Raw genomic sequence first — 26,189 nt, 5'->3', positions numbered from 1 at the left:
TGAACCTGTCAAAACATTGACAGGTTCATGGCAGAAGTGATGTTTTTTAACCGGGATATTGCGTGCAGGCGATATCCTTTTTTTTTATTTGGTGTTTCTATAATAAATAATTTTGCAAATTCCCTCTTGGTTCCTATAATCCTTCCCATAAATTTTTAATTTCCCGCACTGTCCAGGTAAAAACCAACGCAGGCTGGCATAAGGATTGCTGTCAATTCTTGTAATCTGATTTATCAAGGGTATTCGCAATACAGCCTGCAAGGGCCGGCTGGGCGAACGAAGGACCGGACTATTTGGGGAGGTGTTGTGGTTGAAGACCTGCTGGAAGAAATTGAAGGCGATGAACTGACCGAATCCATAGGCGATGGTGGCGGGGGGGCAGATAAAAAACCTGTGAAAAAGGGATTTATCGGCAGACTGCTGTCAGGGAAGAAGCTGATCATTATTCTCCTGTTGCTTTTCCTTTTACTGGGCGGGATGGGTGCCGGTGTGTTCTTTTTTCTGTTCAGCGCCAAGGAAGAAAAGATTCCTGAACAGCCGGTTGCCGAAGATGTTGTGACCGAGGAGAGCATTCAGGCGGCCCTGAAGGACCAGAGCAAAGCGATATTTGAGGATGTTGTGCAACTTGAGCCCTTTGAACAGATTTTTTTAAAACAAGATTCAAACATGCATTACATATCCCTTGGTATCGCCCTTGAAATGATGGAACCCGGATTTCGAAGGCAGGTGTATACCATGGAGCCCAGGATAAGAAAAATAATTGAAAGCCAGATGCGGCAGATGCGGTGGATGGAGCTGCGAAGCCCCCAGGGCAAGCTTAAACTGAAGTTTGCGCTTCTCAACCGGATTAATCAGATTTTTCCAAAAGTTGCCATAAGGCATATTTATTTTACCAATTTTATAATGCAGTGATGGTGCCATGAGTGAAATTCTATCCCAGGATGAGGTCGACAGTCTATTAGACGGACTGGATTCCGGAGAGGTCGAAACCGAGGCCGATATTTCGGAAATTGCTGAGGTGCCGTTTGACGGGATCGTTGCCTATGATTTCACCAGTCAGGATAAGGTGGTCAGGGCAAGAATGCCCACCTTTGATGTTATTAACGAACGTCTGTCCAGGGAAGTTCGGGCCACATTGTCTTCACTTCTTCAGACCAATGTGGATGTGTCTGCCAACCCCTTTGACACCCTGAAGTTTTCCGAATTTGTCCGCAGTCTTCCTGTGCCCACAAGCCTTCACGTATTCAGGATGGAGCCGTTAAGGGGTCATGGCCTGGTGGTGTTTGAAAGCCAGTTGGTCTATAATCTCATTGATACTTTTTTTGGCGGAGAAGCCTTGGGAAAAGCAAGGGTGGAGGGCCGTGAATTTACCCGCATTGAAGAGGTGATGATTAAAAAGGCAGTGGTGGCTGTACTCAAAAATATCGAGGCGTCCTGGGCACCCATAGAGACGGTAAAGGCATCATTGATCCGTTCGGAAATGAACCCGCAGTTTACGGCCATTGTACTGCCCACCGACCTTGTCATTGTTACCCGGTTTGAAATTGAACTGGAGCAGGCCGCAGGTAATCTTGTGGTCTGCTATCCCTATTCCATGATCGAACCCATGAGAAATAAATTGTCATCCGGTGTTCAGACGGAAATTGAAGAGATTGATTATAACTGGCGGCGGATGATTGAAGAGGTCATTCTCAACTCCGAGGTGGATTTAAGAATTCTTCTGGGTAAAACCGAGATCACCGGTGAACGGGTTTTGTATATGCAGCCCGGTGATGTCATTCAGCTGGATAACGATGCATCTGATCCTTTGTCCTGTTTTGTGGGCGGCCTGGTCAAGCTGACAGGTTTTATCGGCGTCCAGCGGGGATTCCAGGCATTTAAGATTAAAGATAAAATTGTAACCGATTGTGAGGGGTAAATATGGTTGATGAAAACAGCACCATAAATGATGAAGATCTGGAAACAGAATCCAGACATGGTGAGGAGCATAGCGCAAGGGAACTGGATTTTATTCTGGATATCCCTTTGGAACTTTCCGTGGAACTGGGCAAAACCAAGATGCTGGTTAATGATCTTCTTCAGCTGGCCCAGGGTTCCATTATTGAGTTGAACAAGCTTGCCGGCGAACCCTTGGAGGTATATATCAATCGTAAACTCATTGCCCGGGGAGAAGTTGTGGTGGTCAATGAGAAATTCGGGGTTCGTCTCACCGACGTCATAACGCCCATTGACCGCGTCAAATCCCTGGCCGCGGAAGATCAATGAATACGCATTCGGATATGTGGATGGAATTTGCCAAAAGTTTCGGCATGCTGTTTGCTGTTCTGGCTTTTTTTCTGCTGGCCCTTTATCTTGTTCGTAAATTCTCGGGCCGGTTCGGTGCCAGAGGATCAGTGGAACTGATAAAGGTGTTATCCGTCCATCATTTATCCCCCAAGGAAAAACTGGTGTTGGTATCTGTCCAGAATGAGGCGGTTTTCATCGGCGTTTCGCCGGCCGGAATATCGTCTTTGGCCCGTTTTGACAAGATCCCGGAAACAGGATCGCAAACCGTACTGGAACCTGCGGAAACTGCCAAAGGATTTCAAAACCTGCTCCAAAAGAGTCTGATTAAAGGCGGCAGTGGTCACAAGATGCCCTTGGAAAGTGATTCTTCCGATTCCGGTAAAGGAAAGGAATCATGATCAGGTATACCCGGTTGATCAGATGGGCCGGATGGATTGTGGTTGCAATCATAATGATCGCAGGGTTTGCTGATACGGCAGGGGCCGTCACCTTCCCGATTCCTTCCCTGGAACTCAATATCACCACAGCCCAGGAGCCCGAAGAAGTGGCGGTGGTTCTTGAAATTATTGCCCTGTTAACCATTATTACCCTGGCCCCGGCCATTTTGATCCTGATGACGCCCTTTGCCCGTATAACGATGGTGTTTCATTTTCTGCGCCAGGCCATCGGCACCCAGTCAAGCCCCCCCAACCAGGTGATTGTAGGGCTTTCACTTTTCATGACTTTTTTTATTATCAAACCGGTGGCTTTAGACGTGTATAATAACGCTTTAAATCCCTATCTTGAACGTGAAATCTCCTATGAAACAGCCTTTGACGAGGCCCAGAAGCCCATACGAAAGTTTTTGCTGCGCAACACCAGGGAGGCTGACATTGCCCTGTTTGTCAAAGAGGCTGGCATGAAAAAGCCTGAAACCCGGGATGATGTGTCGCTTCTGGCGTTGATCCCAGCCTATGTGATTTCTGAACTTAAAACCGCATTTATCATAGGCTTTGTGCTGTACGTTCCCTTTCTTGTCATTGATATGGTCGTGGCCTCGGTGCTGCTGGCCATGGGTATGATGATGCTGCCCCCGGTTATGATTTCCCTGCCTTTCAAGCTTATGCTTTTCGTTCTTGTGGACGGCTGGCATTTGATTGCAGGTTCAATGATCAACAGCTTTGGAGTGTAACATGACCCCTGAATTTGTTATCGCATTTGCCAAACATGCCATCACCCTTACGATCCTTTTGTCCATGCCCATGCTGGGGTTAGGTCTGATTGCAGGCCTTACCATCAGTGTGTTCCAGGCTGTTACCCAGATCCAGGAGATGACGCTGACCTTTGTGCCCAAGATCCTTGCCGTTTTTGTCGGGCTTTTATTTGCTGCCCCGTGGATGATGGAGAAACTCGTGTCTTTTACCACCGATATTATTATCAATATCCCTATGTATATCCGGTGATCCAGGAAAAGGGACGGCTGTGGAACTGCTTGATCTCATTGATCCCATCCGGTTCAGAACCTTTATGCTGGTTCTGGCACGGGTATCCGTGTTTTTATTTTTGTTTCCTATTTTTACATCTTCTGCATTTTCCAGCCAGCTGAAAATGGGGCTGGCCCTGGTTTTAACCCTGTTGTTCTATATGGTAGTGCCTGTGGATCCGGCCCGTTTTCCAAAGGATGTCCCCACCTTTGGCCTGATGCTGGGGGCAGAGATTCTGGTGGGATTTACCCTGGGGCTTTGCCTGCGGACTTTTTTGGCAGGGGTCCAGCTGGCCGGCCAGATCATCGGGTTTCAGGTCGGGTTTTCCATGATCAATGTCATGGATCCCCTAAGCGGTGAGAACGTGTCCATCATGGACCAGATCGGCTACTGGGTATGCCTGGTCATTTTTCTGCTACTCAACGGGCACCATATTATTATTATGACCATGATTGACAGCTTTGAACTGGTTCCTGTGGGCGGGTTTGTCATGCATCCCGCCCTCACCCCCCGGATTATGGATGTGGCGGCCGGGTTATTTGTGAATGGCATTAAAATCAGTGCCCCGGTCATTGCCACCCTGACCTTTGTCAATGCCGGCTTCGGACTGATTGCAAAATTTTCACCCCAGACCAATGTCATGATCGTGTTGTTTCCGGTGAAGATTACAGTGGGTCTGATTTTTTTTGCCATGACCCTGCCCATCATTGCCATCATCACCCGGGATTACATCGAACCCTGCAGAAAATTGTTTCTGGAATTATTGTTTTATATGGGCGGAGGATAAGATATGGCCGAAGATCCAGAAGGTGGCGGCGAGAAGTCCGAGGACGCATCGTCGCGAAAGCTCAGCAAGGCAAGGGAGGAAGGCCAGGCCCCCAAAAGCATGGAAGTTTCTTCGGTTCTTGTCTTGTTGGGCGGAGTTACAGCATTGTATGCTACGGCATTTTTTTTCTACCAGAACTGCCTGGAAGTGTTTCATTATGATTTCGTGTTTGACCGGGTGCCGGAACTGAACCGGGCAGACCTGACCGCGCTGCTGATTTACCATGCCAAAAAAATGTTTTTAATGTGTCTACCTGTATTTGCAGCGGTTTGCAGTATGGCGCTTGTGTCCAATATCGCCCAGGTTGGATTCCAGATATCTTGGAAAGCCCTGGAGCCGAAACTGAGTAAATTGAATCCCATTAACGGGTTCAAACAGAAATTTTCTTCCCGGGCTGTAATCGAATTTGTGAAATCCCTGGCTAAGCTTGCCGTGATTTCATTGGTCTGCTATTTGGCCACAAAAGGTGAACTTTCCAACGTGCTTACCCTGTACGATAATACCATAGCCCAGATTCTTCTTTTCCTTTTTATTAAATCGTTCTGGATTTTCATAAAAGTTTGTCTTGTCATGGCTTTGATTGCCATCCTGGATTATGCTTTCCAGAAATGGAAATTCTTAGAAGACCAGAAAATGACCAAAAAAGAGGTCAAGGATGAGCGTAAGCAGACAGAAGGTGATCCGGCGGTTAAATCCAAGATTCGCCAGCTCCAGATGGCTGCGGCCAGGAAACGCATGATGGCTGCCGTACCAAAGGCGGATGTGGTTGTGACCAACCCGACGCACCTTGCCGTGGCATTGCAGTATGACAGAGAAAAGATGGATGCCCCAACCCTTGTGGCCAAGGGGGCCGGGGCCGTGGCTGCAAATATCAGAAAAATCGCCCATGAAAATGATGTCCCCATAGTGGAAGATAAGCCTTTGGCCCGGAATTTGTATAGAGCAGTAGATATTGGCGGGCAGGTTCCGTTTGAATATTTCCAGGCTGTGGCTGAACTGCTCGCCTACGTTTACGGGCTTAAGAACGGTCAGAAGAATTAGTGTTTGAAACAGAAGTCATCCATCGGCGACGTTGCAGAAAAATTTGCATCCGGATAACGTTTCATTCAAACACGAGGATTCCGTTCACACAAGAATTAAGCAGGAGATAGTCAAATTTTTGGCACCAGGTGTCAAGCATCCATCAGTAAAGGAGGATAAATGGCGGCGGAAAACGTCGGTATCATGGCCACAATGAAACAGGAGTCATCAGATATTCTGATGGTTGTGGCTTTTATCGGTATTCTTATGGCAATGGTTCTGCCTTTACCCCCTATTATTCTTGATTTTTTTCTGGCCCTGAATATTTCCCTTGCGATTGTGGTACTGATTACCACCATGTATACCCAGAGGCCACTTGATTTTAGTATCTTTCCTTCTCTTCTTCTGATGCTGACCCTTTTCCGGCTCTCGTTGAATGTGGCATCCACACGGCTGATTCTTTTGCACGGCAGCGAGGGGCCGGAAGCTGCCGGGTCGATCATCATGTCATTCGGTGCCTTTGTGGTGGGCGGCAACTATGTGGTGGGTCTGATTATTTTCATTATTCTGGTGCTCATCAATTTCATGGTAATTACCAAAGGTGCCGGTCGTATTGCAGAGGTGGCAGCCCGTTTCACCCTGGATGCCATGCCCGGCAAACAGATGGCCATTGATGCGGATCTCAATGCCGGCATGATCGACGAGGTGGTGGCTGGCGAGCGAAGGGCCGCCATTGCCAGGGAATCGGAATTTCACGGTGCCATGGATGGTGCCTCCAAATTTGTTCGTGGTGACGCCATTGCAGGCATTGTGATTACTTTGATCAATATCGGCGCAGGCTTTATCATCGGCGTGATACAGCAGGGTATGGAGCTTCGCGAGGCCTTGGGCAATTACACCCTGCTGACGGTGGGTGACGGGCTTGTATCCCAGATTCCGGCGCTTTTGATATCTTCGGCCGCGGGTCTTCTGGTATCCCGTTCCGGTGCAGAAAGCAAAATGGGGCATGCCTTTGCCGAACATTTATTTTCCAGCTCCACGCCGGTAATGGTGGGGGCTGTGATTGTTTTTCTCATGGGCATGATCCCGGGCCTTCCCACTATCCCCTTTATGACCTTAGGGATTACCCTGGGAACCATTGCCTGGTATTTTTTAGGACAAAAGGACAAAAAAGCTGGAGAAGAACAGCAGGCCATTGAAAAAGCTCAGACCAAGGCCCAGGAAGAGACGCCTGGCAAGCCCGAGGATGTGGATCATCTGCTGCGTCTGGATACCATGGAACTGGAAGTGGGATATGGCCTGATTCCCCTGGTGGACAAGCAGCAGGACGGCACGCTTCTGGGGCGGATTAAGGCCATTCGCCGGCAGTTTGCCACGGAGATGGGCATTATTGTACCGCCCATCCATATCCGGGATAACTTGAATTTAAGCCCGGCCCAGTACCGCCTTATGATCAAGGGCGTTGAGACTGCCGGTTCAGAGCTTATGGTCAATCACTACCTGGCCATGGATCCGGGGGGAGTGGCTAAAAAAATTGACGGAATTGATACGGTTGAACCGGCCTTTAATCTGCCGGCCCTGTGGATACCCATGTCCAGGGAAGAGGAAGCCAAGTTTGCCGGATACACGGTGGTGGACAGCTCCACGGTTATTGCCACCCATTTGACGGAGATCATCCGGAACAATGCCCACAGCCTGCTTAGCCGACAGGATGTCCAGCATCTTCTGGATAACCTGGCCAAGACCAGTCCCAAGGTGGTGGAGGAACTGGTGCCCAATCTTTTAAGTGTTGGTGCTGTCCAGAAGGTCCTCCAGAATCTTTTGAGGGAACGTATCTCAATCCGGGATCTGTTGACCATTGTGGAAACCCTGGCAGATTTCGCCCCGGCGGGCAAGGATCCGGACCTGTTAACCGAATATGTACGCCAGCGGATTGCCAAAGGCATGTTAGGTCCCTACCTGCAACCCGGTAAAAAGCTGCAGGTCATGACATTGGACCGCAGGCTTGAAGAAATTTTAACAAAAAATATCAAGCGGACCGACCACGGGATTTACCTGGCTTTAGAGCCTGTCCTGATCACGGAATTTGTCGGTGCCGTATCAAAACAGGTGGAAAAGCTCATCACGCTGAATACCCAGCCCGTGCTCATGACCTCGCCCGCATTGCGCCGTCATGTCCGCCGTCTGATTGAGCCGTCTCTTCCCAATGTATTTGTGGTATCCCACGCAGAGATCGTGGATGATATAAATCTACAGGCTGTCGGGAAAGTGAGCTTGAAGAATGAATAAGAAAATTTTCAGGGCACCGAATATCCAGAATGCCCTTGCCAGTATCAAGGAGGAGCTGGGGCCCGATGCCATGATTCTTTCCACCCGAAAGGTGCCGAAATCACCAAAAGATCCTTACGCAAAGACCATGTTCGAGGTTGAGGCCGTAATCCCTTCGGCCGGTGATGGCAAACCTGAATCCGCAGTTTTGCAGGATGTGGTATCCCTTAAGTCAGATCTTGCGGAGATAAAGGACATCCTTTCTGTGGCCGGTTTTGGCTCCGGGGTGCAGTCTATTTTATGCAACCATTTTGAATCCGTGGGCGTGCTTGCTTCCCTGCTTCGCTGCGGTGTCAGTGAGCGACTGGCAGCAAAGCTTGTTCAAAAAGCTGCCGCAGATCAGGATCAAAGCCTTGATACGGCAACACAAATGAAGCAGTTGAAAAAGAGTGTCATGGGCCTTTGCCTTGACCAATTGCGCACCAAGGATTTTTTCACCCGGCACAACTCTTCGGGGTTGCCCCAGGTGGCGGCTTTTGTCGGGCCGACCGGTGTGGGAAAAACCACCACCATTGCCAAACTGGCCGCCTGTCTGAGCTTTACCCGTAAAATGAAAGTGGGGCTTATTTCCATTGACAATTACAGGGTTGGGGCCTTTGAGCAGCTCAAAGCCTATGCCGGCATCATGGGGCTTCCCTGTGTGCCTGCCTTTTCACGCCAGGACCTGGCATGCGCCCTGGACCGGATGAAGTCCATGGATATGGTACTCATTGATACGGCCGGACACAGCCATTATGACAAGGAAAAGATTGACGAAATCCTTGAGCTGATCAGGAATGATTTCCAGATCAGCGTCCATTTAACCTTGAGTGTTACCTCTGAATTGATTAATATGAAGGAAGCGGCATCTGCTTTTTCCGTATTTAATCCAGATACCTATGTGTTTACAAAAATAGATGAGACAAAAAGATGCGGAAAAATTTTTGACCAGGTGGCAGACCATGACCTGCCGGTGTCATTGGTGACCAACGGGCAGAAGGTGCCCGAGGATTTGATTATTCCGGACAGCCATGAGCTTTTGAAGATAATTCTGAAAAAAAATCCCAAAGGAGATTAGGTGGATCAGGCAAAAGGACTGCGGCAGATGGCCAGGACAAGTGCGATGCAAAGACGGGAACGGAACGGGGCTTCCAACGGCAGTTCATACCCCAGGGTCATTGCGGTGACCAGCGGCAAGGGCGGGGTGGGCAAAACCAATATTGCCGGGAATCTGGCCGTAGCCATGACACGGCTTGGAAAAAGGGTGGTGATCATAGATGCCGATGTGGGATTAGCCAACATTGACATTGTATTTAACCTAAGACCCAAATACAATATCCGCCATCTGATATCCGGGGAAAAAACATTGTCCCAGGTGATGGTGACAACGAATCATGGCATCGGCATCCTGCCGGGGGGATCCGGATTTGCTGATTTGACCCGTTTCAGCGAAGGTGAAAAACTGACGCTGCTGTCTGAGTTTGAGGCGTTTTCCGACATGGCAGACATAATTTTGCTGGATACCGGGGCTGGCATTTCATCCAATGTGCTCTATTTTAATGCATCTGCGGACCAATGCCTGGTGGTGGCCACTACGGAACCCACCTCTATCACCGATGCCTATGCCCTGATGAAGGTCATGTCCCAGAAGTACGGGATAAAGCATTTCAAACTAGTGGTGAATATGGCGGACACCCGGGCCGGGGCAAAAAAGGTTTACGGATCTTTGAGCAATGCCCTGGATAAATTTTTGAAAAATGTGGTTCTGGAATACTGCGGATATGTCCCCTTTGATCCGGCCCTGCAAAAGGCTGTTCGAAACCGCAGCATCCTTTTGGATACTGTAAGTCACAGTCCCGCAGCCGATGCCATGTCTGAGCTTGCAAAAAATATGATTAATGACAGCAGGACGAACCAGAACCAGGGGAATTTGACTTTTTTTATGAACAGGGTATTTGCGGCGGCCCAATGAGCGGTTACGGTCATTTTATAAAAGGAAACAATAACATTTCCATGAAACACCCCCATAGAAAAAACCGGGCGGCATGGGAAGCCTGGCGACAGGAGAGTATTGTCAATTACGCTTATCTGGTCCGGTACATTGCCTCCCGGTTTGCCATGCGTTTGCCCGCCAGTGTGCTTTTTGACGAACTGATGTCAGCGGGTTCCCTGGGACTTATTGATGCGGTGGATAAATTTGACCCGGGCAAACATGCCAGCCTTGAGACCTATGCCCGGTATCGTATCAAGGGAGCCATTCTGGATGAGCTGCGCAGCATGGACACCTATTCAAGATCCATGCGTAAAAAAATTCAGGACATCGCCCGGGCTGCGAAAACCATTGAAGATGAAAAGGGCAGACCCGCCGAGGATGATGAAATCTGCAAGGTTTTGGGCGTGGATCTGGAAACTTACCAGAATATGCTCACAGACATCCATGGGGCTGCCGTCCTCAGCCTGGATGATTTTATCAAGACCCAAAAAAATGATGCCTATTCCCAGACCCGTTTTCAGGCTGGGCTCAAGGGGGAAGAAAATCCGGAAGACGACTTTCACCGGGCGGAATTGAAATCCATTCTGGTGAAGGCCATCAAAAAATTGACAGAAAAAGAACAGATTATTATCTCCCTTTACTATTATGACGAGCTGACCTTGAAAGAAATTGGCGAGGTATTGTCTTTGACGGAATCCAGGATCTGTCAGATCCATACGGCTGTTCTGGTGAAACTGCACGCCAGCCTCAATAGTTATGGGGAGTAATTCAATCCTGTTGGCCTGATATTTGCATCATCCTGTTAACAAGTAAAATTTATTTTTTTCGATTTTAGGGGGGAGTTATGTCAGACCTGGTTTTGGAAGAAGAAGACGATCTAATTTCCCAGGATGATATCGATAAACTGCTGGATATCTCTTCCGAAGATGACGATGACGATGGCGGTGAGTTGTCCCAAAATGATATAGACAGTCTGCTCAACGGACCCGGCCTGGATGCAGATGACGCAGACGCCGGGGAAGAGGATGCCGGTGAACTGTCCCAGGACGACATAGATCGCATGATGGGGGGGAATGCCCTGGATGATGATGACACGCCCGAAGATGCTGGCGGTGAGTTGTCTCAAAATGATATAGACAGTCTGCTCAACGGACCCGGCCTGGACAAAGATGACGCAGACGCCGGGGAAGAGGATGCCGGTGAACTGTCCCAGGATGATATTGACCGAATGATGAGCGGTGACGATGACCTGGATGAGGATCTTGAGCTTATTTCCCAGGATGATATTGATCAGTTCATAAATGGTGGTGATGACGACGACGATGACGATGATGAGTTGATTTCACTGGAAGATATTCAGGGGGTAATGAGTGCAGATACCCAGGGGAGTGATGCATCCGAGCCCGAGTCCGACCTTGTTCCAGCAGCGGAAGATGAGCCTGGGGTTTGGGATGCTGAATCAAACCAGGACGATATGATGGCGCAAAAGGAGGAAGATGAGGCTGTTGACGATGCCCCGGCCACGGACGCATTGGGTCTGGAAGAAGATCCCTTGGATGAGCCCATAAATGAAGGCCAGGCCGCGGACGTGGCGGATTGTATGATCACCCAGGAAGCCATGGATGCGTTGATTGAGGCCAGTTTGCCGGCTCCGGATGTGCCTGAAGCAGATGTGCCTGAAGCAGATGTCGGGGCTTCTGATGCAGATGCCGGAGACGACGGGGATGATAGCCTGTTGGACGGGATAGATCTGACATCTGAAACAGATACTGGAGGCACGTATGATGCCATCGAGGAAGATGAAAATGATGTCACCCAGGACGATATAGATGCCCTTCTCCAGCAGTCCGACGAGAATGATGGGTTTCTGAACGAAGATGAAGACATCCTCATATCCCAGGACGACATTAATACCCTGCTCATGGCCGCAGATCAGGAAGATGAAGACATACTCGGCGAGATTGGCGGAGAAAACGACGCGTCTGACCTGGAAGACCAGCTTGATGACCTGAAATCCGATTCGGATCAGGTGATTCTGGAAGGCATTGACGGTGCCGAATTTCTCGGCAAAAATGAATCTGTCCCTGCAGGGCCGTCTAAAAGCGGAAAGATAAGAGCCCTTTTTAGATCAAAGGCGATGCTTGCGGCAGCTTCCGTATTGCTGTTCATGGGCATATCCGTTCCTTTAAGTTATTTTCTGTTTTTTTCAAGTAAGTCTGTGCCTTTGCCGAAAAGACAGACCGCCTCTCTGACCGAAATTGATCTTATCCGGGCTGGCCAGTCTAATGTGCTTGCAGATACGCCTGACCTGCCGCCCAGCCGCAGGTCAGGAAACATTTTGTTAACAGATTTTATCATTCTGGCCTCTGATCAAAGCCAGACCATGACCTATGTGTCTGCGGATGTCTCTATTGATTATTCAGATCAAAGGGCTTATACTGAAATAAACAGCAATCTTGCCTTTTACCGGGATCTTATCTATGGGGCTATTCAGACCCGGCTGGTGTCTGAAAAAAACAACGAGGTGACTGAAGCTGATCTGCTATGGGATGTGGAAGCCTCACTGAAAAAGGTGTTGCCACCCCAATATATTGACAAGATCAGTTTTAAAACATTTAAAGCAACTTGACTGATATGGGGAATCAATGACCACAGTCCATGGACATAACCAGATTTTTCAGCAATCCGGTATTGCCCAGGAATTGAGCCACCAGATCCACTCCCCAAAACCGGATCCTGATCAGGCAGCTGTGCAGCATCAGAATCAGCAGATAGTGGAAAATACAACGGTTCAGGAAAGCGAAGAAACACTCTCTTTGAAACAGGAAAAAGAGAAAGAAAAGCGGCAAACGACCCGTAAGGCCAAAGGTGCCAAAAAACAGAATCCCAAAGACGATGTGCCGCCAGACCCGGATGGCCCGGGCTGGCTTATAGATACCACTGCATGATGCTGAAGGTTCCCACGGAGTTTCTTGTTGTCCTCTCACTTATTATTGATCTGTTTTTAATCTTTCTGCTGTTTCTTTTTATCCGGCGGGCCAATCGGCTTCAACGCAGTCCGACCCCCATGCCGGGAACTGACCCTGGCGACATTTCCGCCCAGACCCGTGAAAAAGCCCAGGTTGTGGCCAGGCAGGTCTTGACTGAAACTGCTGAGATGATCGAACCCATTTTGGAAGCCTCAAAGGATGCGGCCATGGAGTTTGAGCGGCTGATACAGGAGAAACAGATACTGACCCGGAAACTTGATCAGTCCCTTGATTCGAAAATGATCAGTATTAATCTGCTTTTGTCCCGGGCCAACACCCTGTACAGTCAGCTTGAAAATCAGCATAATGTTTTGCTGAATGCTTTGCCTAAAAGGGGGGCTGAATTATTTCACAAAGAAACAGATGTCCTTGATCAGCAGCAGCGGATCATAGATCTTTACTATCAGAAGATGGATGTTGACACTATTGCAGAAAGACTTTCCATACCCAAAGGAGAGGTTGCGCTTGTCATTGGGCTTAAGGAAAAGTTTATTGCAATGGAGAAATCCAGATGATTCCCAGCCAGTCCTTAACTTCCCTGAAAATTATCGGCGATAATCCGGAACAATCCGGACTGTCAGACGCCATTAATTTAAAGCCCGGCCGGATTATTGATGCAAAGGTGCTTGATGTTAAATCCGAAAATCGTGTTCAACTGCTTTTATCCGAAAAAAATGAACCAGGTAAACCTTTGCTGGCCGGTCAGAAAGTTGAGGTTTCAACCCAGCGGCCATTAAAGCCGGGCATGTCGCTGACGTTGACAGTCGTTGCCACCCGGGAAGGTCCGGTTCTTAAATTGGTTTCGTCTACGATTCTGTCTTCCCCCGACACGGATGCTGCGCTTAAAATTCTTCCCGGAAAACAGAAGGCTTCGACATTGTCCGAATCAGGTATAAAACCCGGGCAGACAGTGGCGGCAAAAGTTCTTGAAGTTACATCCCAGAACCGGGTCCAATTGCTTGTGGGGGGTCAGAAACTGACTGTTTCCTCCCAGCTCCCTTTGGCCCGGGGCATGAATATCCCCATGAAGGTTATCCGTTCCCAGGACGGTATTGTGCTAAAGCCGGTTTCTGCCCTGTCTGGGCCTGCATCCACTGATCCGGCAGGTTCCGGTATTAATTCAACCAGAGGGCCTGTCATTGATCCCACCATGGGGTCTGCCATTGATTCCGCCAGAGGACCTGTAGTGAATGCCGGGGGACTGATGGCTTCGGTTCCGGCCACCTTACCGGATTCAAACCCTTTTCCCGGGACGGAAAGCGCTTTTCAATCCTTTTCCCTGGCAAAGATTTTCCAGGGTTTGAGTGAACTTAGCCAGATCCGGGAACCAATACTGAATGATATCCTTATGGGACTTGCCCTGAAATCCGATGTTCGGGATGACCAGTTCCTGCCTAAAATCATAGAGAATATGGGCTTGGGTTTTGAAAAAAAACTGGCAGCCGGTCTCGAAAATGCCTCGGATAAAAAAGCGGTTTCGCATGTGATCAAACAGCTGGCGGGTCAGGACCTGAAAGCCGCCTCTTTGTCCCTTTCCACCGCGGAAAGTGACCCGGGTAAGGCTTCTGTATTTAAACATATCGCAGATGCGTTGGATAGCTTTGCCCAGTTAAATGTCAAATCAGGGGATAGCGGACCAAATCAGGATGGCGCACGTTTTCTGCTGCCTTTTCCTGTCTGGCGGGAGGATGGCTTTGATTTTGGCCAGCTCATGGTGGACATGGGAAAGGCGGGCACAGCAAATACAAAAAAAAAAATGCTCAGCATTTCCTTTTTATTAAACATGACCGCCCTTGGCCCTTTACGGGCGGATTTTTCCATTCTGGATAAAACCATTATCGGCCGGTTCCTTCTGGAAAATCAGGTAACCTGTGATTATCTTACCTCCAAAATTTCAGATTTGAGACAGCGTCTGTCCGGGATCGGATATCAGGCCGGAAACATCGATTGCCAGGTGGCCCGGCCAGAACAGATTGCCCCGGCCAGTTTGATGCTTTCCATGAAAGCGCCCGATAACATGCAGGGTCTGAGTATTGTGGTTTGACCATGGCACCTAAAGACAAAAGAAAAAAAGCAATTGCCCTGAAATATGAAAGGGTTAAGGATGCTGCACCGAAGGTAACTGCCAAAGGCCAGGGAAAGGTGGCTGAAAATATCATTGCCCTGGCATTGGCCCATGGGGTGCCGGTAAAGGACGATCCGGATCTGGTGGAGGTTCTGGCATCCCTCGACATTAACCAGGAAGTTCCGGCTGAAATATACGTGGCAGTGGCCGAACTTCTCGCTTTTGTTTATGGGATCAATGCGGACAAGAAATCCTGATGTTGTCCAGAATTGTTATTCTTCAAGCTTTTTACTGTCAACAAGCCGGTTGCATTCATGGCAGACCATTCTGAAATCCCGGACCTTGCCCCGGAATAATCTGTGGCCGCAAAACGGGCAAAAATAATCTTTAAACGCTTTTTCTTCATGCGTCACCGGGTTTCCATCCGGATCGGACGGGTGTTGAAAGGAATCTGTTTGGGACGTGTCTTTCCCGGCAGGGTGCTCGGAAGAGATATGCTTTGGGTCAGGGTAATCGCCGTAGTCAGTCATAAATTTCCTTTTTATTCTTCTTTTTACATCATCAATGAATGCGGTTTTGCTTTATACCTAAACGGGTCAGGATGCAAGGGTATTTTTTTGAAATCAATCCCAAACCGGTGGGAAAAAATTTCTGGGTGCGTCAAATCCGGCTGTCTCAAGTGTCGGCCTTTTGGCACATTATTTTAAAAGTTAAATCGTTTTTTTTCACATAATATACTTAAAAGATAAAAAAGTCTTTTAAAAATGGATTTGTCCAGATCCAGAGCTTCATTGAAGGAAAGTATGGCACCTCATTTGCATAGAGTGTGGACATGGCTGGAATTAAACCGGTCAATGCCGGCAGAACACCGGAAATTTTTGCAAAGGAGTAAACTGCCCTATGATTCTTGAAATGACGCGACCGACCCAGGGCGGGTTAAGGCAGGAACGAAAACTTGAAGCTGTCTCCAATAACCTGGCCAATGCATCCACCATTGGGTATAAAAAGGATATTGTCAGTTTTGACAAGGCGTTCAGGGCCCGGGTGGACCAGGATTTCAGCCAGGGGGATGTGGTAAAAACCGATAATCCCCTGGATGTGGCCCTGGGACCCCAGGGCCTTTTCAAAGTCGAAACCCCGGACGGCATCAAATACACACGGAACGGCAATTTTTCTTTGAGCAGTGAAGGCATTCTTGTGGATAAAAGCGGGAATCCGGTCATGGGGCAGGGCGGAGCCATTTTTATTGATACGATGGAGCCCAATACAAGCATTAATATTGATGAATCCGGGCAGATTTTTTTGAATAATGAGATTCTGGATACCCTTGACGTGGTCTCTTTTGAAAATATGAAAGCTCTTGAGAAAACCGGTGATAATCTGCTTGTTTATACCGGAAATACGGCAGATGAAGTTCCCCTTGAAAATGTCAGGGTTGAAGCTGGTTCCCTTGAGCAGGCCAATGTTCAGGCCGTGGAGGAAATGGCGAAAATGATTGATTATCAGCGGATGTTTGAAACTTACACCAAGTCTATGAAGACATTTGATGAAATTGATTCAAAGGCAATTAATGACGTAGGGCTGTTTACGTAAAGGAGTAAATTTATGATACGGGCACTTTGGTCAGCAGCTACGGGAATGATGGCCCAGGATACTCAGATTGGCGTTACCGCCAATAACCTGGCAAACTCTTCCACCACCGGGTTTAAAAAATCCCGGGCAGCATTCGAGGATTTAATGTATATGACCCAGCGGGTCGCAGGACAGACAACGCCTGGTGGAGGGCAGGTGCCAACGGGAATCCAGGTGGGCATGGGGGTGAATACGGCAGGTATTCAGAAAATATTCACCCAGGGCGATTATATCCAGACCGATAATAATCTGGATTTTGCCATCCAGGGCGAGGGGTTTTTCAGGGTTTTGCACGGGGACGAGGATATGTATACCCGGGCCGGGGATTTTTCCCTGGACAGCGAGGGATATATTACGTCCCAGGCAGGGGACCGCCTTCAGCCCGAGATTGCCATCCCTGCGGAGGGGGTTACGATTACCCTGGACAATGACGGGACCCTGACTGTGTTTGCCGGCGATGATACCATTCTGGCCACAGAGCAGGTCCTTGTCACCACCTTTATCAATCCCGCCGGACTATATGCCGTGGGTGGCAACCTGTTCAGGGAAACCGAAGGTTCGGGCGTACCCCAGGAAAATACGCCGGGAGAGAACGGGGCCGGGACCGTGTTAAATTATTATATTGAAAATTCCAATGTGGATGTTGTTGAGGAGATGGTCAGTATGATTTCAGGCCAGCGTACCTATGAGGCCAATTCAAAGTCCATCACCACTGCCGATAATATGCTGGCAACGGCGGTTCAGTTGAAATCTTAATACTCTTGAATGGATAAAGCCATGAATGCCTGGGCAATTTTATATGAAACAAGAAACAAGAAATCTCTTATGGTCGCGTATTGTCTTGTCTGCATGCTTATTTTCAGCCTGCCGGTATTGGCTGCTACACCGGGGAAAATTGTTATTGACGTTGCCCGGACATCAGAAATTACAAGCCCTGTCATTTATTTAGGAGAGGTCGCAAGGATAACCGCACCTGATTTTTTCAAGGCGGAACTGGCGCGTGTTGATCTTGGAAAATCACCCCGGGCCGGGAGGATGAAACAGCTTTCAGGCAACCGGATTACAGCGGCCATAAATGCCATGGGCCTTAATGATAATGACATTAATATTCAGGTACCTGAACGGGTGTTTGTTAAACGTGCCAGCCAGGAGCTTGACCCGTATCGGGTGGAGACTGCGCTTGGACATTTTTTGTCCGGTTTTTTTCCCAAGGACGGATTCAAAGTAAAGGCTTTCAATGTTCGGGGGATTGAACCCTATCCCCAGGGCAATTTATCCCTGGTGTTTGACAAACGCTATACGCCTTCAGACAATGGCCGCCTGTCCGTTCATGCCGAAGTCTGGGTGGACGGCGTCAAAGAGGGCCGGTTGACTGTCACAGGGCGTCTTTCACAGATCAAACCCGTAGTTGTTGCGGCAATACGCCTGGAAAGAGGACAGATCATTACACCGGCTGATGTCACCCTGCGGGATATGGACGTGTTCGGACTGCAGCCGGATGTAATGACTTCGGTTGACCAGGTCAGCGGCATGGTGATCACCCGGACCATTGACAAAGGGGAATGTGTGACCCGGGATGAATTCAGACAGGCTCCCGCCATTGAAAAAGGGGCCGTGATAAAGCTGGTGGCCCAAAAGGATCGTTTATCCATTGTGACTTTAGGGGTGTGCAAGGAAGATGGCTATCCGGGGCAGTCTGTGACAGTGCAAAATTTAACATCGGGGAAACTGGTGCGCGGTCTTGTTACAGCAGACGGCACCGTGGAGGTCGTTTTTTAAGCTTGGAGGTTTGGAATGTGGTCAATTCAAAAAAAATTACTCAATGGGTGTCTGGCATTTTTACTGATTTTTATGGTCGGGACTTTTACCGGTTGTCTGTCCAGTGGCGGGGAGCCGGCCTTAAGCGTTGTGCCCCAGGACGCAATGCCTGAACCTGCCGTGCAGCCTGAATATACCATGGCAAAGCCTGCGGAAGGTTCTCTTTGGACCGCACAGAACAGATTCCTTCTGGATGACACCAAGGCTGCTTATGTTGGAGATACGGTGATCGTGGATATTGTGGAGAACGCCTCTTCGGCAATGGAGGTAAATTCCGAGGGTGCTCGGACAACCAGTATGTCGGTGGGGGTGCCTACGTTCAATGCTCTTGGAAAAGTGACCCATCTTGGTGGCGGTTCTGGTGGCGGCAACCTCATTGACACCAGTTTTGAAAATTCCACCAAAGGAGAAGCCACAAGTGACCGGTCCGGTAAGGTAACGGCCTCTGTTGCGGCCCGGGTCACGGAGGTCATGCCCAACGGTAACTTAAGCATTTTCGGACGCAGGGCCATGAAAGTGGATAATGAGGTTCAGTACATCATGGTATCAGGAATTGTACGTCCCAATGATATTGATTCGGACAATCGGGTGGAATCCACGTCCCTTGCTGATTCACGCATTGAATATTACGGCAAGGGGGCCCTTGCCGACAAACAGAAACCGGGCTGGGGCACACGGATAATTGATAATATCTGGCCCTGGTAAGCGTTGCGGGCTAAAGGAGCAGGCATCATGAACAATATGTTGAAAAAAATAATGATCAGTACAGGGATCGCGCTGTGTCTGATTGCCGTTTCAGTGCCTGCCATGGCGACCCGAATTAAGGACATGGCCGCCATCCAGGGGGTCCGTTCGAATCAGATCACCGGATATGGCCTGGTGGTGGGGCTTAACGGCACAGGAGATAAGAACAATATTCTGTTTACCCGACAATCTTTGACCAATATGCTTAAAAAGATGAGTCTTCATTTTGACAAAAGCCAGATCAAGGTAAAAAATGTGGCAGCGATTATGGCCACGGCAAATATTCCGCCCTTTGCTCGGATCGGGGACCGCATTGACATCACGGTTTCGTCCCTGGGGGATGCCACGAGTCTTAAAGGCGGGACCCTTCTAATGATGCCCCTGAAAGGGGTTGACGGCAACGTCTATGCCATTGCCCAGGGTGCCGTAAGTCTTGCAATTCCCGCCGGTGTGAACGATCGGAACAGTCATCTTCTCACCGCCCGGATTATCAACGGGGCTACAGTGGAACGTGAGATTCCCTTCCATCTGGAAGGGAAAAAACAATTGACCCTGTCCCTGTTCCGTCCGGATTTCACCACGGCCCGGCGGGTGGGGGATACCATCAATGCCGCTTTAGGGGAGGGGATTGCAAAAATCATTGATGCCAGCGCCATCTGCCTGAATGTGCCGGAATCCATGCAGCAGGAGCATGTGGCGGAGTTTATTGCCGATGTGGAAGGGTTGTCTGTGATTCCGGATACCGTTGCCAAGGTCGTGATTAACGAAAAAACCGGCACTGTGGTTATCGGCAGTGACGTGACCATTTCAAATGTGGCCGTGGCCCATGGGGATTTGAACGTGGTGATTCAGGGGCAAAAACCCGAGTATCTTATGGAACTGCCCGGCACCTCCACCATCGGAGAACTGGTTAGTGGACTGAACTCTTTAGGGGTCCGGCCCAGGGATCTGATCAGTATTCTGGAAAGTATCAAGGCAGCCGGGGCGTTGCAGGCCAGCCTGGAAATACTTTAGACTTGTTTTTTTGCAGCACAGCATTCCAATTTTGAAAAATGGCCCGTTTGTTGAGCCAGTAAAAGAGGGGGCAAAATTATGTCTATGCAAATTCCTGGGGTGATAACGCCTGTTACAGATGCCCAGGACACTACAGGTACGGCCCGGAAGCTTCAGCGCGAAAAAGATCTTGAAAAAGCCTGCCAGGGGTTTGAGGCTTTAATGCTCAATACCTTGATGCAGCGTATGCGGGATACCCTGTCCGGAGACAGTCTTTTCCCCGAAAGTAATGCGTCTGACATCTACCAGTCCCTGCATGATCAGTATCTTACGGAAAATTTATCCCAGGGCCGTCGTGTAACCGGCTTCAAGGAATTCTTATACCAGCAGCTTCAGGACTCAGTTTAAGGTATTTGTGTCAGGTTATGGCATGATAGTTGCTTTTCATATCTGCACAAAAACGGAAAATGAAAATATTCATTTGTTTTGTGCGTTGAATTTATCTTTAACTATTTAATATCTTTGTTGATATTAATGAAATAGGGAGAAGGGATATGGAAAAAGCTGCCGACAGTATACAAGCGTTGCTTAAGGAAAAACTTGCCTGCTACCAGCAACTTCACCTGGTATTAAAGGCTGAAAAAAAGGCGATTGGAACCATTGACCTGGGTATGATCTGGGAGACAACCAGAGCAAAGAAAGATCTTGTCCGCAAAATTGAAAAATTGCGAAATAATATTCTTGTTGTCTGCCGAAATCATTTTCCCGGTATGGATAAAAAAACGGAAACCTTCTCCCTGGGCGCACTGGTACATGCCCTGCCGCTGTCCAATAAAAGCAAAAATGATATAAGACAGATCAAGCGCACCATTGATAAAGAAAAAGACATTGTAGCCAATTTTATAAAATCTAATCAGATTCAGGTCAAAAAACACCTGTCTGTTGTGGATAACATCATGGCTTTAATCGGAAATAATCCTGCCCAGGCCCGGTACACCGGCAACGGGATGGTGACCCAGGGAGGAAAGAACCACTGCCTGTTTGTGGCCCAAGTGTAGCATGACCTAATAGATACATATCGGTCGGACAGGAACAACAGTTGACTCTGGTGTTGCATAATGATTATAACAATGGCATGTTTATTTTAAGAGTCAATCTGGATGTCTGTAGTGCCTTTTTGAATTCAACAGCTAAAAAAATTATTAATGTCAGCCTGGTGGATTATTTGTTAAGCCTATGCTTATTTTAACACGAAAAGTTGGTGAAAGTATCGTCATTGCTAATGATATCATCGTAAAGGTGGTTGAAACCGGAAAAAACAGCATTCGGATAGGTATTGATGCACCCCGGGAAATATCGATTCTGCGTCAGGAGGTGTTTGACGCTATTCAAAAAGAGAATATCCTTTCCTCCCAGGGAGCAGATAACATTGATATTGAAAGGGCAGCCAAACTGATAGGTAATAAAGACAAGGAGTCTGAACAAGGCAATGAAGATTAATACAAAACAATTCGGCGAAGTGACGATTGATGATGATAAAATCATCAATATGCCGGAGGGTATTCCCGGATTCAGGCAGCAGAAACGATATGTTTTTCTCGAAAAAAAGGAAACGGCACCTTTTTATCTGTTTCAATGCGTGGATGACCCTAATCTGGCATTTGTGGTCATGGATCCCCTTCGTTTCTATCCTGAGTACACACTGTCTGTTAAGGATTTTGACACGACGATTAAATGGGAATTTGGAAAGGAAGCACTATCCTGTTTTGTCATCATCACCATTCCCCATGGCAAGCCTGAAGCTATGACGGCGAACTTTATGGCACCTATTGTAATTAACAATGAAAGAAAAGAAGGGATGCAGCTGATCCTCCAAGGCAGTCCCTACTCACACGAGCAGCTGCTTTTGAAATAAGAAAAGAATCAATTCAAACATTCGTACTGAAAAGAAGACCTCTTAAATCCTGCATTTTTTCACGAAGCTCAAGAATTTCTTCTGCAGGGAACTGCTTGATGACTTCATTGGTCTCTTTGTCCATAATTTTGACCACCATATCCTCGGTGCTGTCGTCAATGGTAAAATTCAGCCTCGTCTGAACCGTATTGGCAAAGTCCTCAAAGGCGTCCACCATTTCTTCGACATCTTTTTTGGTCAATTGGGTCAGTTCGGTCGAATTGCCGGGATCCTCATTTTTTTGTTCAGAAGCCTGACTTTCATTCAACTGACTGCTTGCCGAAGAAGATGCAGCCTGCTTTAACTGGGACAGTCTAGGAATGTCTGCACTTACTGTTTCGGTAGCAGTTTCCTGAATCCTAGTGCTGGTTTCAGGCCTGTCTGTATGGGATATTGCTTTTGCTGTTACATCCATGTTTTTTGCCTTCCTGGGTAAATAATTTCTACCGGCTGATGCTGATAAATTTGGGGCGGTCCTTTGACGGCCGATAGCGCTCCAGGGTTGTTTTCCCGTGCTTGAGATGTTTAAGACTTTTTTCCAATTGGCTTTTGTGTCTTTGTATCTCAATCCCGATGGTTTCGTCAACCCTTAGGATCAGCCCAAGGCGCTGTTTAAGGTCCTCCATTTTTTGAGAATCAGATAAAGATTCGGACTGATCCGTTGTGCTGATAAATTCATTAATGGCACGTTTCAGCTTTTCCGATGCATTTCTGCGCTCAATGGTCATCTGAGCCAGATCTGGCAACTGTTCCGTCCTAAGCAGATCTAAGTGTCTGTTCTGAAGATTTTCATATTCACTGCACGGCGTTGAAATATGCTCTGCTGAATCTTTCATATATTGTCCTTATTGCTTAAATGGCAATACTTGTCCTTTGACCATGTCTTTCATACCCTGAATAACTCATGGAAGAAACTTCTTTTTTTTGTGCAGTCTTAGTTTTGGTATTCTGGGTTTTGGTATTCTGGGCAGTATTCCCCTGTCCCATCACGCTGGTTTCCCATATTTGTTTGAGTTTCATCAGATATTTGATTGCCCGGTCCAGGGTCTGAATATCGTTAGTGACGGAAACCTTACAAAGTTCCTGCATCATGGCTAAAAAAAGACTTCTTAGAAAGAAGATATCTTCATTCTCAATATTACGAAGGGATGCGTTGAGTTCGGAGATAATGGCAATGGCCTTGCTCAGATTCTCTCCCCTTTGCTTGGGATCTTTGTTTATTACGCCTTCCCGTGCAAAATTAATGCGTTTGATGGCACCTTCGTACAGCATGTGGATCAATTTTTGGGGATTAATTTCACTGCTGACCTGGACTTGCTGATAGGAACTAAGGGCATTGTATACCATATTAATTTAACTCTCCTTTTTGCAACCGATTAACTTTGGTCATTCCTGGTTGCATAAAAAATTTGGGTAACATAAGACTGCATGGGCTCATTTTAAGTATTGTGCAGTCAGGGGTCTTTGCCTCTTTATCTATTTTTTTACTATTGTTCTTTAATTAACTCTTAAAGTGAGTTATCGGCAAAAATCGGCAACACTTTATACATAAAAATTGAAAATAAAATATTTGGAAGCAGACTATCAATTTTATTCCCCTTCCTCCTCTTATAAGGTGTTCTGCGCGGACAGGTGCGATTATTCAGCTTGATACGGGTAATGCAACCATTGTTTTTTTTTGCAATCTCTGTCCGAAATTTGAAAACGGCATTGGCAAATTCACGGCGGCAGCTTGCCCCGGAAGAACGGGATTAAGGTGTTGGTGGGAGAAGACGTATTATATTAAAAAAGATGTAAAGAAACATCAGGCCATTGACGATTCTGTTATTATTGCCCAGCCATGGGCTGCACCGTAATATCAACCAGGTCGATTCGGGAGATCAAAATGTCCGTGCTTGAATTACTTAAAAAGGCAGTTGCCTGCCATACCGCAGGTAATTTACAAGCGGCCGAGCAGATGTATCTTCAGGTTCTTTCCCAGGTTCCTGACCATCCTGATGCAATACATTTTATGGGGATGCTGGCCTCCAAGGCCGGGAAAAACGATCTGGCCATTGCCTATCTTAAAAAAGCCATAGAATTGATGCCGTCAAATGCCGGGTGCTTTAATACCATGGGCAATGTTTTCCAGCAGCAGGAAAAATATCTGGAATCGGTTAAGTGGTATGAGATGGCTGTCCGAATAAAACCTGAGCATAAAATGGCCCATAATAATATTGCTGTAGCATATCTCAACCTTGGCAATCTGGACAAGGCCCTTATGTCTGTTGAAAGGGCCCTGGAACTGGATCCGGAATATGCCGATGCCCATAATAACCACTGCGAAATTCTCAGGGCCATGGGGGACAACGACAAGGCTCTTGCTGCCATTGAAAAGGTGCTTTCCCTCTCACCTGATATGATAAGCGCACACTGGAACCGTGCGCTTATCTGGCTGTCAAAGGGAAATTTTCAAGACGGGTGGCCCGCATATGAGTGGAGATGGCGCCGGCCAACGACTCCCCGGAGGATGTTTGCCCATGGCACTGCCTGGCAGGGAGAGGATGTTAAGGGAAAAACATTGTTTGTTTATGAGGAGCAGGGATTGGGCGATACCCTGCAGTTTATCCGCTATCTTCCCATGCTTCATGCTTTGGGTGCCCGGGTGGTGTTTGAAACAAGTCCTGCCCTGATCCGTCTGGTGGCAGAAAACCGGCTTTATGACCGGCTCCTTGTTGCCATAAAAAACATGGATACCCGTCCTGTGGATAGGTTTGATTTTCATGTTCCGTTGTTATCTCTGCCCCATATATTGAAAACAAAAATAGAAACCATTCCTGATAAGATCCCATATCTGACTGCTGATCCAGCGCTTTGCCGTATTTGGCACAATAGAATGACCGGTGATAATTCGTTTAAAGTCGGCCTTGTATGGGCAGGCCGCCCGAAACATAAAAATGACGGTAATCGGTCTATCCATTTAAGCATGTTTGAAACGTTAGGAAAAGTAAGCGGCATTTCATTTTACAGCCTTCAAAAAGAAAAACATGAAAAATGGACCAACATGGACAGTCTGGCACTCTTTGAAAAGGATCTGGGACCTGAAATTTCAGATTTTGCTGATACTGCAGCCATTATGGAAAATCTGGATCTTATTATATCCGTTGACACTTCGGTGGTTCACCTGGCAGGTGCTTTGGGAAAGCCTGTATGGACACTTCTTCCCTTTGCGCCTGATTTCCGGTGGCTGCTTGACCGGGAAGATTCTCCATGGTATCCGACCATGCGGCTGTTCAGGCAGGCTTCTGCCGGGGCGTGGGCCCCTGTCCTTGAGCGGGTCGCCCATGCACTTGCACAAGTTGTAGATAAAAAGACTTAAAATTTAAAAAAATAGTTGACAACAAATATTAAAACATATACATTGCCCCTGTTTTTGACACTGCCACGGGCCGTTAACTCAGTTGGCAGAGTATCTGCCTTTTAAGCAGAGAGTCGCTGGTTCGAGCCCAGCACGGCCCACCAGTTTAATAAGTGTTAAAATTTAAGTGTCCCCATCGTCTAGCCCGGTCCAGGACACAGGCCTTTCACGCCTGCGACAGGGGTTCGAATCCCCTTGGGGACGCCACTTAAAAATAAAGGCTTTTCAGAATATTCTGAAAAGCCTTTTGGTTTTTTATTTAACAAGTGGGTTAGTTGCGACCTTCTTTATTCAGGTGCGTTGAAAGTTACCAGATAGTTGTACTCACCGATATCTGCAGTATTTCTTTTTTCTGGCTATAACGGATTTGGGGGGTGACCTTTTGACTGGATTTTTAGAGTGCTTTCGTTCATGGTTAAGTTGCAAAGCATAACCTGAAAAATGAAAGGAGCAACGAAAATTCAGACAACAAAGCCAACTCCCCGAAAGAATCGTACAATTGTACTCCCCTTTGATCAAGAGAAATATATGGTTTCGATTCAGGATCCCAAAAAATTCAAAAGAATAGTGGACAATTTCATCGAAAAGCATTCCGAGCTTTTCCCCGATGGAATCCGGAACGGATACGGGTTGAAGGATATTCGGCGTTCTAAAAAGCTTAA

General features: G+C 47.7%; 31 protein-coding genes and 2 tRNA genes. 29 read left to right on the top strand and 4 right to left on the bottom strand.

Annotated elements, in window-relative coordinates:
• Window positions 1-306: 306 nt before the first annotated feature.
• The 17 genes from Q366_RS10250 to Q366_RS10170 all read left to right on the top strand — a co-directional run bounded on the left by Q366_RS10250 (window position 307) and on the right by Q366_RS10170 (window position 15,246).
• Window positions 307-912: a flagellar basal body-associated FliL family protein gene (locus Q366_RS10250; RefSeq protein ID WP_245619925.1), complete on the top strand. Its 606-nt coding sequence runs from the start codon at window positions 307-309 to the stop codon at window positions 910-912.
• A gap of 7 nt (window positions 913-919) precedes the next feature.
• On the top strand, window positions 920-1,918 hold the full coding sequence (fliM, locus tag Q366_RS10245; RefSeq protein ID WP_035238671.1) for a flagellar motor switch protein FliM: 999 nt from the start codon (window positions 920-922) through the stop codon (window positions 1,916-1,918).
• A gap of 2 nt (window positions 1,919-1,920) precedes the next feature.
• The gene (fliN, locus tag Q366_RS10240; RefSeq protein WP_035238670.1) at window positions 1,921-2,265 is read left to right on the top strand and encodes a flagellar motor switch protein FliN; all 345 of its coding nucleotides are present in this window, start codon (window positions 1,921-1,923) and stop codon (window positions 2,263-2,265) included.
• Complete coding sequence (locus Q366_RS10235) at window positions 2,262-2,684, top strand: flagellar biosynthetic protein FliO (protein WP_035238669.1); 423 nt, start codon at window positions 2,262-2,264, stop codon at window positions 2,682-2,684. Before fliN ends, Q366_RS10235 begins: the two co-directional genes overlap by 4 nt.
• The gene (gene fliP / locus Q366_RS10230; RefSeq protein WP_035238668.1) at window positions 2,681-3,457 is read left to right on the top strand and encodes a flagellar type III secretion system pore protein FliP; all 777 of its coding nucleotides are present in this window, start codon (window positions 2,681-2,683) and stop codon (window positions 3,455-3,457) included. Before Q366_RS10235 ends, fliP begins: the two co-directional genes overlap by 4 nt.
• Window position 3,458: 1 nt before the next feature.
• On the top strand, window positions 3,459-3,728 hold the full coding sequence (gene fliQ, locus Q366_RS10225) for a flagellar biosynthesis protein FliQ (RefSeq protein ID WP_035238667.1): 270 nt from the start codon (window positions 3,459-3,461) through the stop codon (window positions 3,726-3,728).
• A gap of 19 nt (window positions 3,729-3,747) precedes the next feature.
• Window positions 3,748-4,536, top strand: a complete 789-nt coding sequence (gene fliR, locus Q366_RS10220; protein ID WP_035238666.1) for a flagellar biosynthetic protein FliR — start codon at window positions 3,748-3,750, stop codon at window positions 4,534-4,536.
• 3 nt (window positions 4,537-4,539) lie between these two features.
• Window positions 4,540-5,616 carry a flagellar biosynthesis protein FlhB gene (flhB, locus tag Q366_RS10215; protein ID WP_035238665.1) on the top strand — a complete coding sequence of 359 codons (1,077 nt, stop codon included), beginning with the start codon at window positions 4,540-4,542 and terminating at the stop codon, window positions 5,614-5,616.
• Between the two features lie 159 nt (window positions 5,617-5,775).
• The gene (flhA, locus tag Q366_RS10210; protein WP_035238664.1) at window positions 5,776-7,884 is read left to right on the top strand and encodes a flagellar biosynthesis protein FlhA; all 2,109 of its coding nucleotides are present in this window, start codon (window positions 5,776-5,778) and stop codon (window positions 7,882-7,884) included.
• Window positions 7,877-8,980, top strand: coding sequence for a flagellar biosynthesis protein FlhF (locus Q366_RS10205; protein ID WP_035238663.1), 1,104 nt, complete (start codon window positions 7,877-7,879; stop codon window positions 8,978-8,980). The genes flhA and Q366_RS10205 overlap by 8 nt, the downstream gene beginning before the upstream one ends.
• Entirely contained in the window at window positions 8,981-9,874 is an 894-nt protein-coding gene (locus tag Q366_RS10200) for a MinD/ParA family protein (RefSeq protein WP_035238662.1), read from the top strand.
• 41 nt (window positions 9,875-9,915) lie between these two features.
• Window positions 9,916-10,662 (top strand): FliA/WhiG family RNA polymerase sigma factor, encoded by a 747-nt coding sequence (locus tag Q366_RS10195; protein WP_035238767.1) that lies wholly within the window; start codon window positions 9,916-9,918, stop codon window positions 10,660-10,662.
• A 77-nt stretch (window positions 10,663-10,739) separates the two neighbouring features.
• Window positions 10,740-12,524: a membrane-attack complex/perforin family protein gene (locus tag Q366_RS10190; RefSeq protein ID WP_035238661.1), complete on the top strand. Its 1,785-nt coding sequence runs from the start codon at window positions 10,740-10,742 to the stop codon at window positions 12,522-12,524.
• A 16-nt stretch (window positions 12,525-12,540) separates the two neighbouring features.
• Window positions 12,541-12,843 (top strand): hypothetical protein, encoded by a 303-nt coding sequence (locus tag Q366_RS10185; protein ID WP_035238660.1) that lies wholly within the window; start codon window positions 12,541-12,543, stop codon window positions 12,841-12,843.
• Window positions 12,840-13,439, top strand: a complete 600-nt coding sequence (locus tag Q366_RS10180) for a hypothetical protein (RefSeq protein WP_035238659.1) — start codon at window positions 12,840-12,842, stop codon at window positions 13,437-13,439. Before Q366_RS10185 ends, Q366_RS10180 begins: the two co-directional genes overlap by 4 nt.
• Window positions 13,436-14,968 (top strand): flagellar hook-length control protein FliK, encoded by a 1,533-nt coding sequence (gene fliK, locus Q366_RS10175; RefSeq protein ID WP_035238658.1) that lies wholly within the window; start codon window positions 13,436-13,438, stop codon window positions 14,966-14,968. The genes Q366_RS10180 and fliK overlap by 4 nt, the downstream gene beginning before the upstream one ends.
• 2 nt (window positions 14,969-14,970) lie before the next feature.
• A complete protein-coding gene (locus Q366_RS10170) occupies window positions 14,971-15,246 on the top strand; it encodes an EscU/YscU/HrcU family type III secretion system export apparatus switch protein (RefSeq protein ID WP_035238657.1) in 276 nt (91 codons plus the stop codon).
• Window positions 15,247-15,261: 15 nt separating this feature from the next.
• Here the strand turns inward: Q366_RS10170 and Q366_RS10165 are convergent, their stop codons facing one another.
• Window positions 15,262-15,519, bottom strand: coding sequence for a hypothetical protein (locus Q366_RS10165; protein WP_035238656.1), 258 nt, complete (start codon window positions 15,517-15,519; stop codon window positions 15,262-15,264).
• A 370-nt stretch (window positions 15,520-15,889) separates the two neighbouring features.
• On the opposite strand from Q366_RS10165, the gene Q366_RS10160 reads away from it, so the two are divergent.
• From Q366_RS10160 to fliW, 9 genes are all read left to right on the top strand, one after another.
• Window positions 15,890-16,582 carry a flagellar hook-basal body protein gene (locus Q366_RS10160; RefSeq protein WP_035238655.1) on the top strand — a complete coding sequence of 231 codons (693 nt, stop codon included), beginning with the start codon at window positions 15,890-15,892 and terminating at the stop codon, window positions 16,580-16,582.
• A 12-nt stretch (window positions 16,583-16,594) separates the two neighbouring features.
• Window positions 16,595-17,377, top strand: coding sequence for a flagellar basal-body rod protein FlgG (gene flgG / locus Q366_RS10155; protein WP_035238654.1), 783 nt, complete (start codon window positions 16,595-16,597; stop codon window positions 17,375-17,377).
• A 69-nt stretch (window positions 17,378-17,446) separates the two neighbouring features.
• Window positions 17,447-18,400, top strand: a complete 954-nt coding sequence (gene flgA / locus Q366_RS10150) for a flagellar basal body P-ring formation chaperone FlgA (protein WP_035238765.1) — start codon at window positions 17,447-17,449, stop codon at window positions 18,398-18,400.
• 15 nt (window positions 18,401-18,415) lie between these two features.
• The gene (locus tag Q366_RS10145) at window positions 18,416-19,144 is read left to right on the top strand and encodes a flagellar basal body L-ring protein FlgH (protein WP_035238653.1); all 729 of its coding nucleotides are present in this window, start codon (window positions 18,416-18,418) and stop codon (window positions 19,142-19,144) included.
• A gap of 27 nt (window positions 19,145-19,171) precedes the next feature.
• Window positions 19,172-20,197 (top strand): flagellar basal body P-ring protein FlgI, encoded by a 1,026-nt coding sequence (locus Q366_RS10140; protein ID WP_051957968.1) that lies wholly within the window; start codon window positions 19,172-19,174, stop codon window positions 20,195-20,197.
• 78 nt (window positions 20,198-20,275) lie between these two features.
• A complete protein-coding gene (locus Q366_RS10135) occupies window positions 20,276-20,584 on the top strand; it encodes a rod-binding protein (RefSeq protein ID WP_035238652.1) in 309 nt (102 codons plus the stop codon).
• 146 nt (window positions 20,585-20,730) lie between these two features.
• Window positions 20,731-21,234, top strand: coding sequence for a flagellar export chaperone FlgN (gene flgN, locus Q366_RS10130; RefSeq protein ID WP_035238651.1), 504 nt, complete (start codon window positions 20,731-20,733; stop codon window positions 21,232-21,234).
• A gap of 178 nt (window positions 21,235-21,412) precedes the next feature.
• Window positions 21,413-21,676, top strand: a complete 264-nt coding sequence (csrA, locus tag Q366_RS10125) for a carbon storage regulator CsrA (RefSeq protein WP_035238650.1) — start codon at window positions 21,413-21,415, stop codon at window positions 21,674-21,676.
• Window positions 21,666-22,091 carry a flagellar assembly protein FliW gene (gene fliW, locus Q366_RS10120; protein ID WP_035238649.1) on the top strand — a complete coding sequence of 142 codons (426 nt, stop codon included), beginning with the start codon at window positions 21,666-21,668 and terminating at the stop codon, window positions 22,089-22,091. Before csrA ends, fliW begins: the two co-directional genes overlap by 11 nt.
• 13 nt (window positions 22,092-22,104) lie before the next feature.
• Here the strand turns inward: fliW and Q366_RS10115 are convergent, their stop codons facing one another.
• The 3 genes from Q366_RS10115 to fliS are packed head-to-tail and all read right to left on the bottom strand — an operon-like array spanning window position 22,105 to window position 23,477.
• Window positions 22,105-22,545, bottom strand: coding sequence for a flagellar protein FlaG (locus Q366_RS10115; RefSeq protein WP_035238648.1), 441 nt, complete (start codon window positions 22,543-22,545; stop codon window positions 22,105-22,107).
• 28 nt (window positions 22,546-22,573) lie between these two features.
• Window positions 22,574-22,966 (bottom strand): hypothetical protein, encoded by a 393-nt coding sequence (locus Q366_RS10110; protein ID WP_035238647.1) that lies wholly within the window; start codon window positions 22,964-22,966, stop codon window positions 22,574-22,576.
• Window positions 22,967-22,982: 16 nt separating this feature from the next.
• On the bottom strand, window positions 22,983-23,477 hold the full coding sequence (fliS, locus tag Q366_RS10105) for a flagellar export chaperone FliS (protein WP_051957967.1): 495 nt from the start codon (window positions 23,475-23,477) through the stop codon (window positions 22,983-22,985).
• 538 nt (window positions 23,478-24,015) lie between these two features.
• On the opposite strand from fliS, the gene Q366_RS10100 reads away from it, so the two are divergent.
• The 3 genes from Q366_RS10100 to Q366_RS10090 all read left to right on the top strand — a co-directional run bounded on the left by Q366_RS10100 (window position 24,016) and on the right by Q366_RS10090 (window position 25,734).
• Complete coding sequence (locus Q366_RS10100) at window positions 24,016-25,488, top strand: tetratricopeptide repeat protein (RefSeq protein ID WP_051957966.1); 1,473 nt, start codon at window positions 24,016-24,018, stop codon at window positions 25,486-25,488.
• A 67-nt stretch (window positions 25,489-25,555) separates the two neighbouring features.
• Window positions 25,556-25,631: transfer RNA gene (locus Q366_RS10095), tRNA-Lys, on the top strand.
• 25 nt (window positions 25,632-25,656) lie between these two features.
• A tRNA-Glu gene (locus Q366_RS10090) sits at window positions 25,657-25,734 on the top strand.
• Window positions 25,735-26,189: the final 455 nt, after the last annotated feature.

It is taken from the genome of Desulfobacter vibrioformis DSM 8776 (assembly GCF_000745975.1).
Classification (GTDB): domain Bacteria; phylum Desulfobacterota; class Desulfobacteria; order Desulfobacterales; family Desulfobacteraceae; genus Desulfobacter; species Desulfobacter vibrioformis.
The sequence above is the reverse complement of the archived record's forward strand: the minus strand, read 5'-3'. Positions and strand labels throughout refer to the sequence as shown.

Coding starts and splice junctions, on each gene's coding strand:
- fliS (WP_051957967.1), bottom strand. CDS start 23,477: ATGGTATACAATGCCCTTAGTTCCTATCAGCAAGTCCAGGTCAGCAGT.
- Q366_RS10195 (WP_035238767.1), top strand. CDS start 9,916: ATGAAACACCCCCATAGAAAAAACCGGGCGGCATGGGAAGCCTGGCGA.
- fliN (WP_035238670.1), top strand. CDS start 1,921: ATGGTTGATGAAAACAGCACCATAAATGATGAAGATCTGGAAACAGAA.
- Q366_RS10165 (WP_035238656.1), bottom strand. CDS start 15,519: ATGACTGACTACGGCGATTACCCTGACCCAAAGCATATCTCTTCCGAG.
- Q366_RS10100 (WP_051957966.1), top strand. CDS start 24,016: ATGTCCGTGCTTGAATTACTTAAAAAGGCAGTTGCCTGCCATACCGCA.
- Q366_RS10170 (WP_035238657.1), top strand. CDS start 14,971: ATGGCACCTAAAGACAAAAGAAAAAAAGCAATTGCCCTGAAATATGAA.
- Q366_RS10115 (WP_035238648.1), bottom strand. CDS start 22,545: ATGGATGTAACAGCAAAAGCAATATCCCATACAGACAGGCCTGAAACC.
- Q366_RS10185 (WP_035238660.1), top strand. CDS start 12,541: ATGACCACAGTCCATGGACATAACCAGATTTTTCAGCAATCCGGTATT.
- Q366_RS10110 (WP_035238647.1), bottom strand. CDS start 22,966: ATGAAAGATTCAGCAGAGCATATTTCAACGCCGTGCAGTGAATATGAA.
- Q366_RS10235 (WP_035238669.1), top strand. CDS start 2,262: ATGAATACGCATTCGGATATGTGGATGGAATTTGCCAAAAGTTTCGGC.
- Q366_RS10190 (WP_035238661.1), top strand. CDS start 10,740: ATGTCAGACCTGGTTTTGGAAGAAGAAGACGATCTAATTTCCCAGGAT.
- Q366_RS10135 (WP_035238652.1), top strand. CDS start 20,276: ATGTCTATGCAAATTCCTGGGGTGATAACGCCTGTTACAGATGCCCAG.
- fliW (WP_035238649.1), top strand. CDS start 21,666: ATGAAGATTAATACAAAACAATTCGGCGAAGTGACGATTGATGATGAT.
- Q366_RS10180 (WP_035238659.1), top strand. CDS start 12,840: ATGATGCTGAAGGTTCCCACGGAGTTTCTTGTTGTCCTCTCACTTATT.
- fliQ (WP_035238667.1), top strand. CDS start 3,459: ATGACCCCTGAATTTGTTATCGCATTTGCCAAACATGCCATCACCCTT.
- Q366_RS10140 (WP_051957968.1), top strand. CDS start 19,172: ATGAACAATATGTTGAAAAAAATAATGATCAGTACAGGGATCGCGCTG.
- fliM (WP_035238671.1), top strand. CDS start 920: ATGAGTGAAATTCTATCCCAGGATGAGGTCGACAGTCTATTAGACGGA.
- flhB (WP_035238665.1), top strand. CDS start 4,540: ATGGCCGAAGATCCAGAAGGTGGCGGCGAGAAGTCCGAGGACGCATCG.
- flgG (WP_035238654.1), top strand. CDS start 16,595: ATGATACGGGCACTTTGGTCAGCAGCTACGGGAATGATGGCCCAGGAT.
- fliP (WP_035238668.1), top strand. CDS start 2,681: ATGATCAGGTATACCCGGTTGATCAGATGGGCCGGATGGATTGTGGTT.
- fliK (WP_035238658.1), top strand. CDS start 13,436: ATGATTCCCAGCCAGTCCTTAACTTCCCTGAAAATTATCGGCGATAAT.
- Q366_RS10205 (WP_035238663.1), top strand. CDS start 7,877: ATGAATAAGAAAATTTTCAGGGCACCGAATATCCAGAATGCCCTTGCC.
- Q366_RS10145 (WP_035238653.1), top strand. CDS start 18,416: ATGTGGTCAATTCAAAAAAAATTACTCAATGGGTGTCTGGCATTTTTA.
- Q366_RS10160 (WP_035238655.1), top strand. CDS start 15,890: ATGATTCTTGAAATGACGCGACCGACCCAGGGCGGGTTAAGGCAGGAA.
- csrA (WP_035238650.1), top strand. CDS start 21,413: ATGCTTATTTTAACACGAAAAGTTGGTGAAAGTATCGTCATTGCTAAT.
- flgN (WP_035238651.1), top strand. CDS start 20,731: ATGGAAAAAGCTGCCGACAGTATACAAGCGTTGCTTAAGGAAAAACTT.
- flhA (WP_035238664.1), top strand. CDS start 5,776: ATGGCGGCGGAAAACGTCGGTATCATGGCCACAATGAAACAGGAGTCA.
- flgA (WP_035238765.1), top strand. CDS start 17,447: ATGGTCGCGTATTGTCTTGTCTGCATGCTTATTTTCAGCCTGCCGGTA.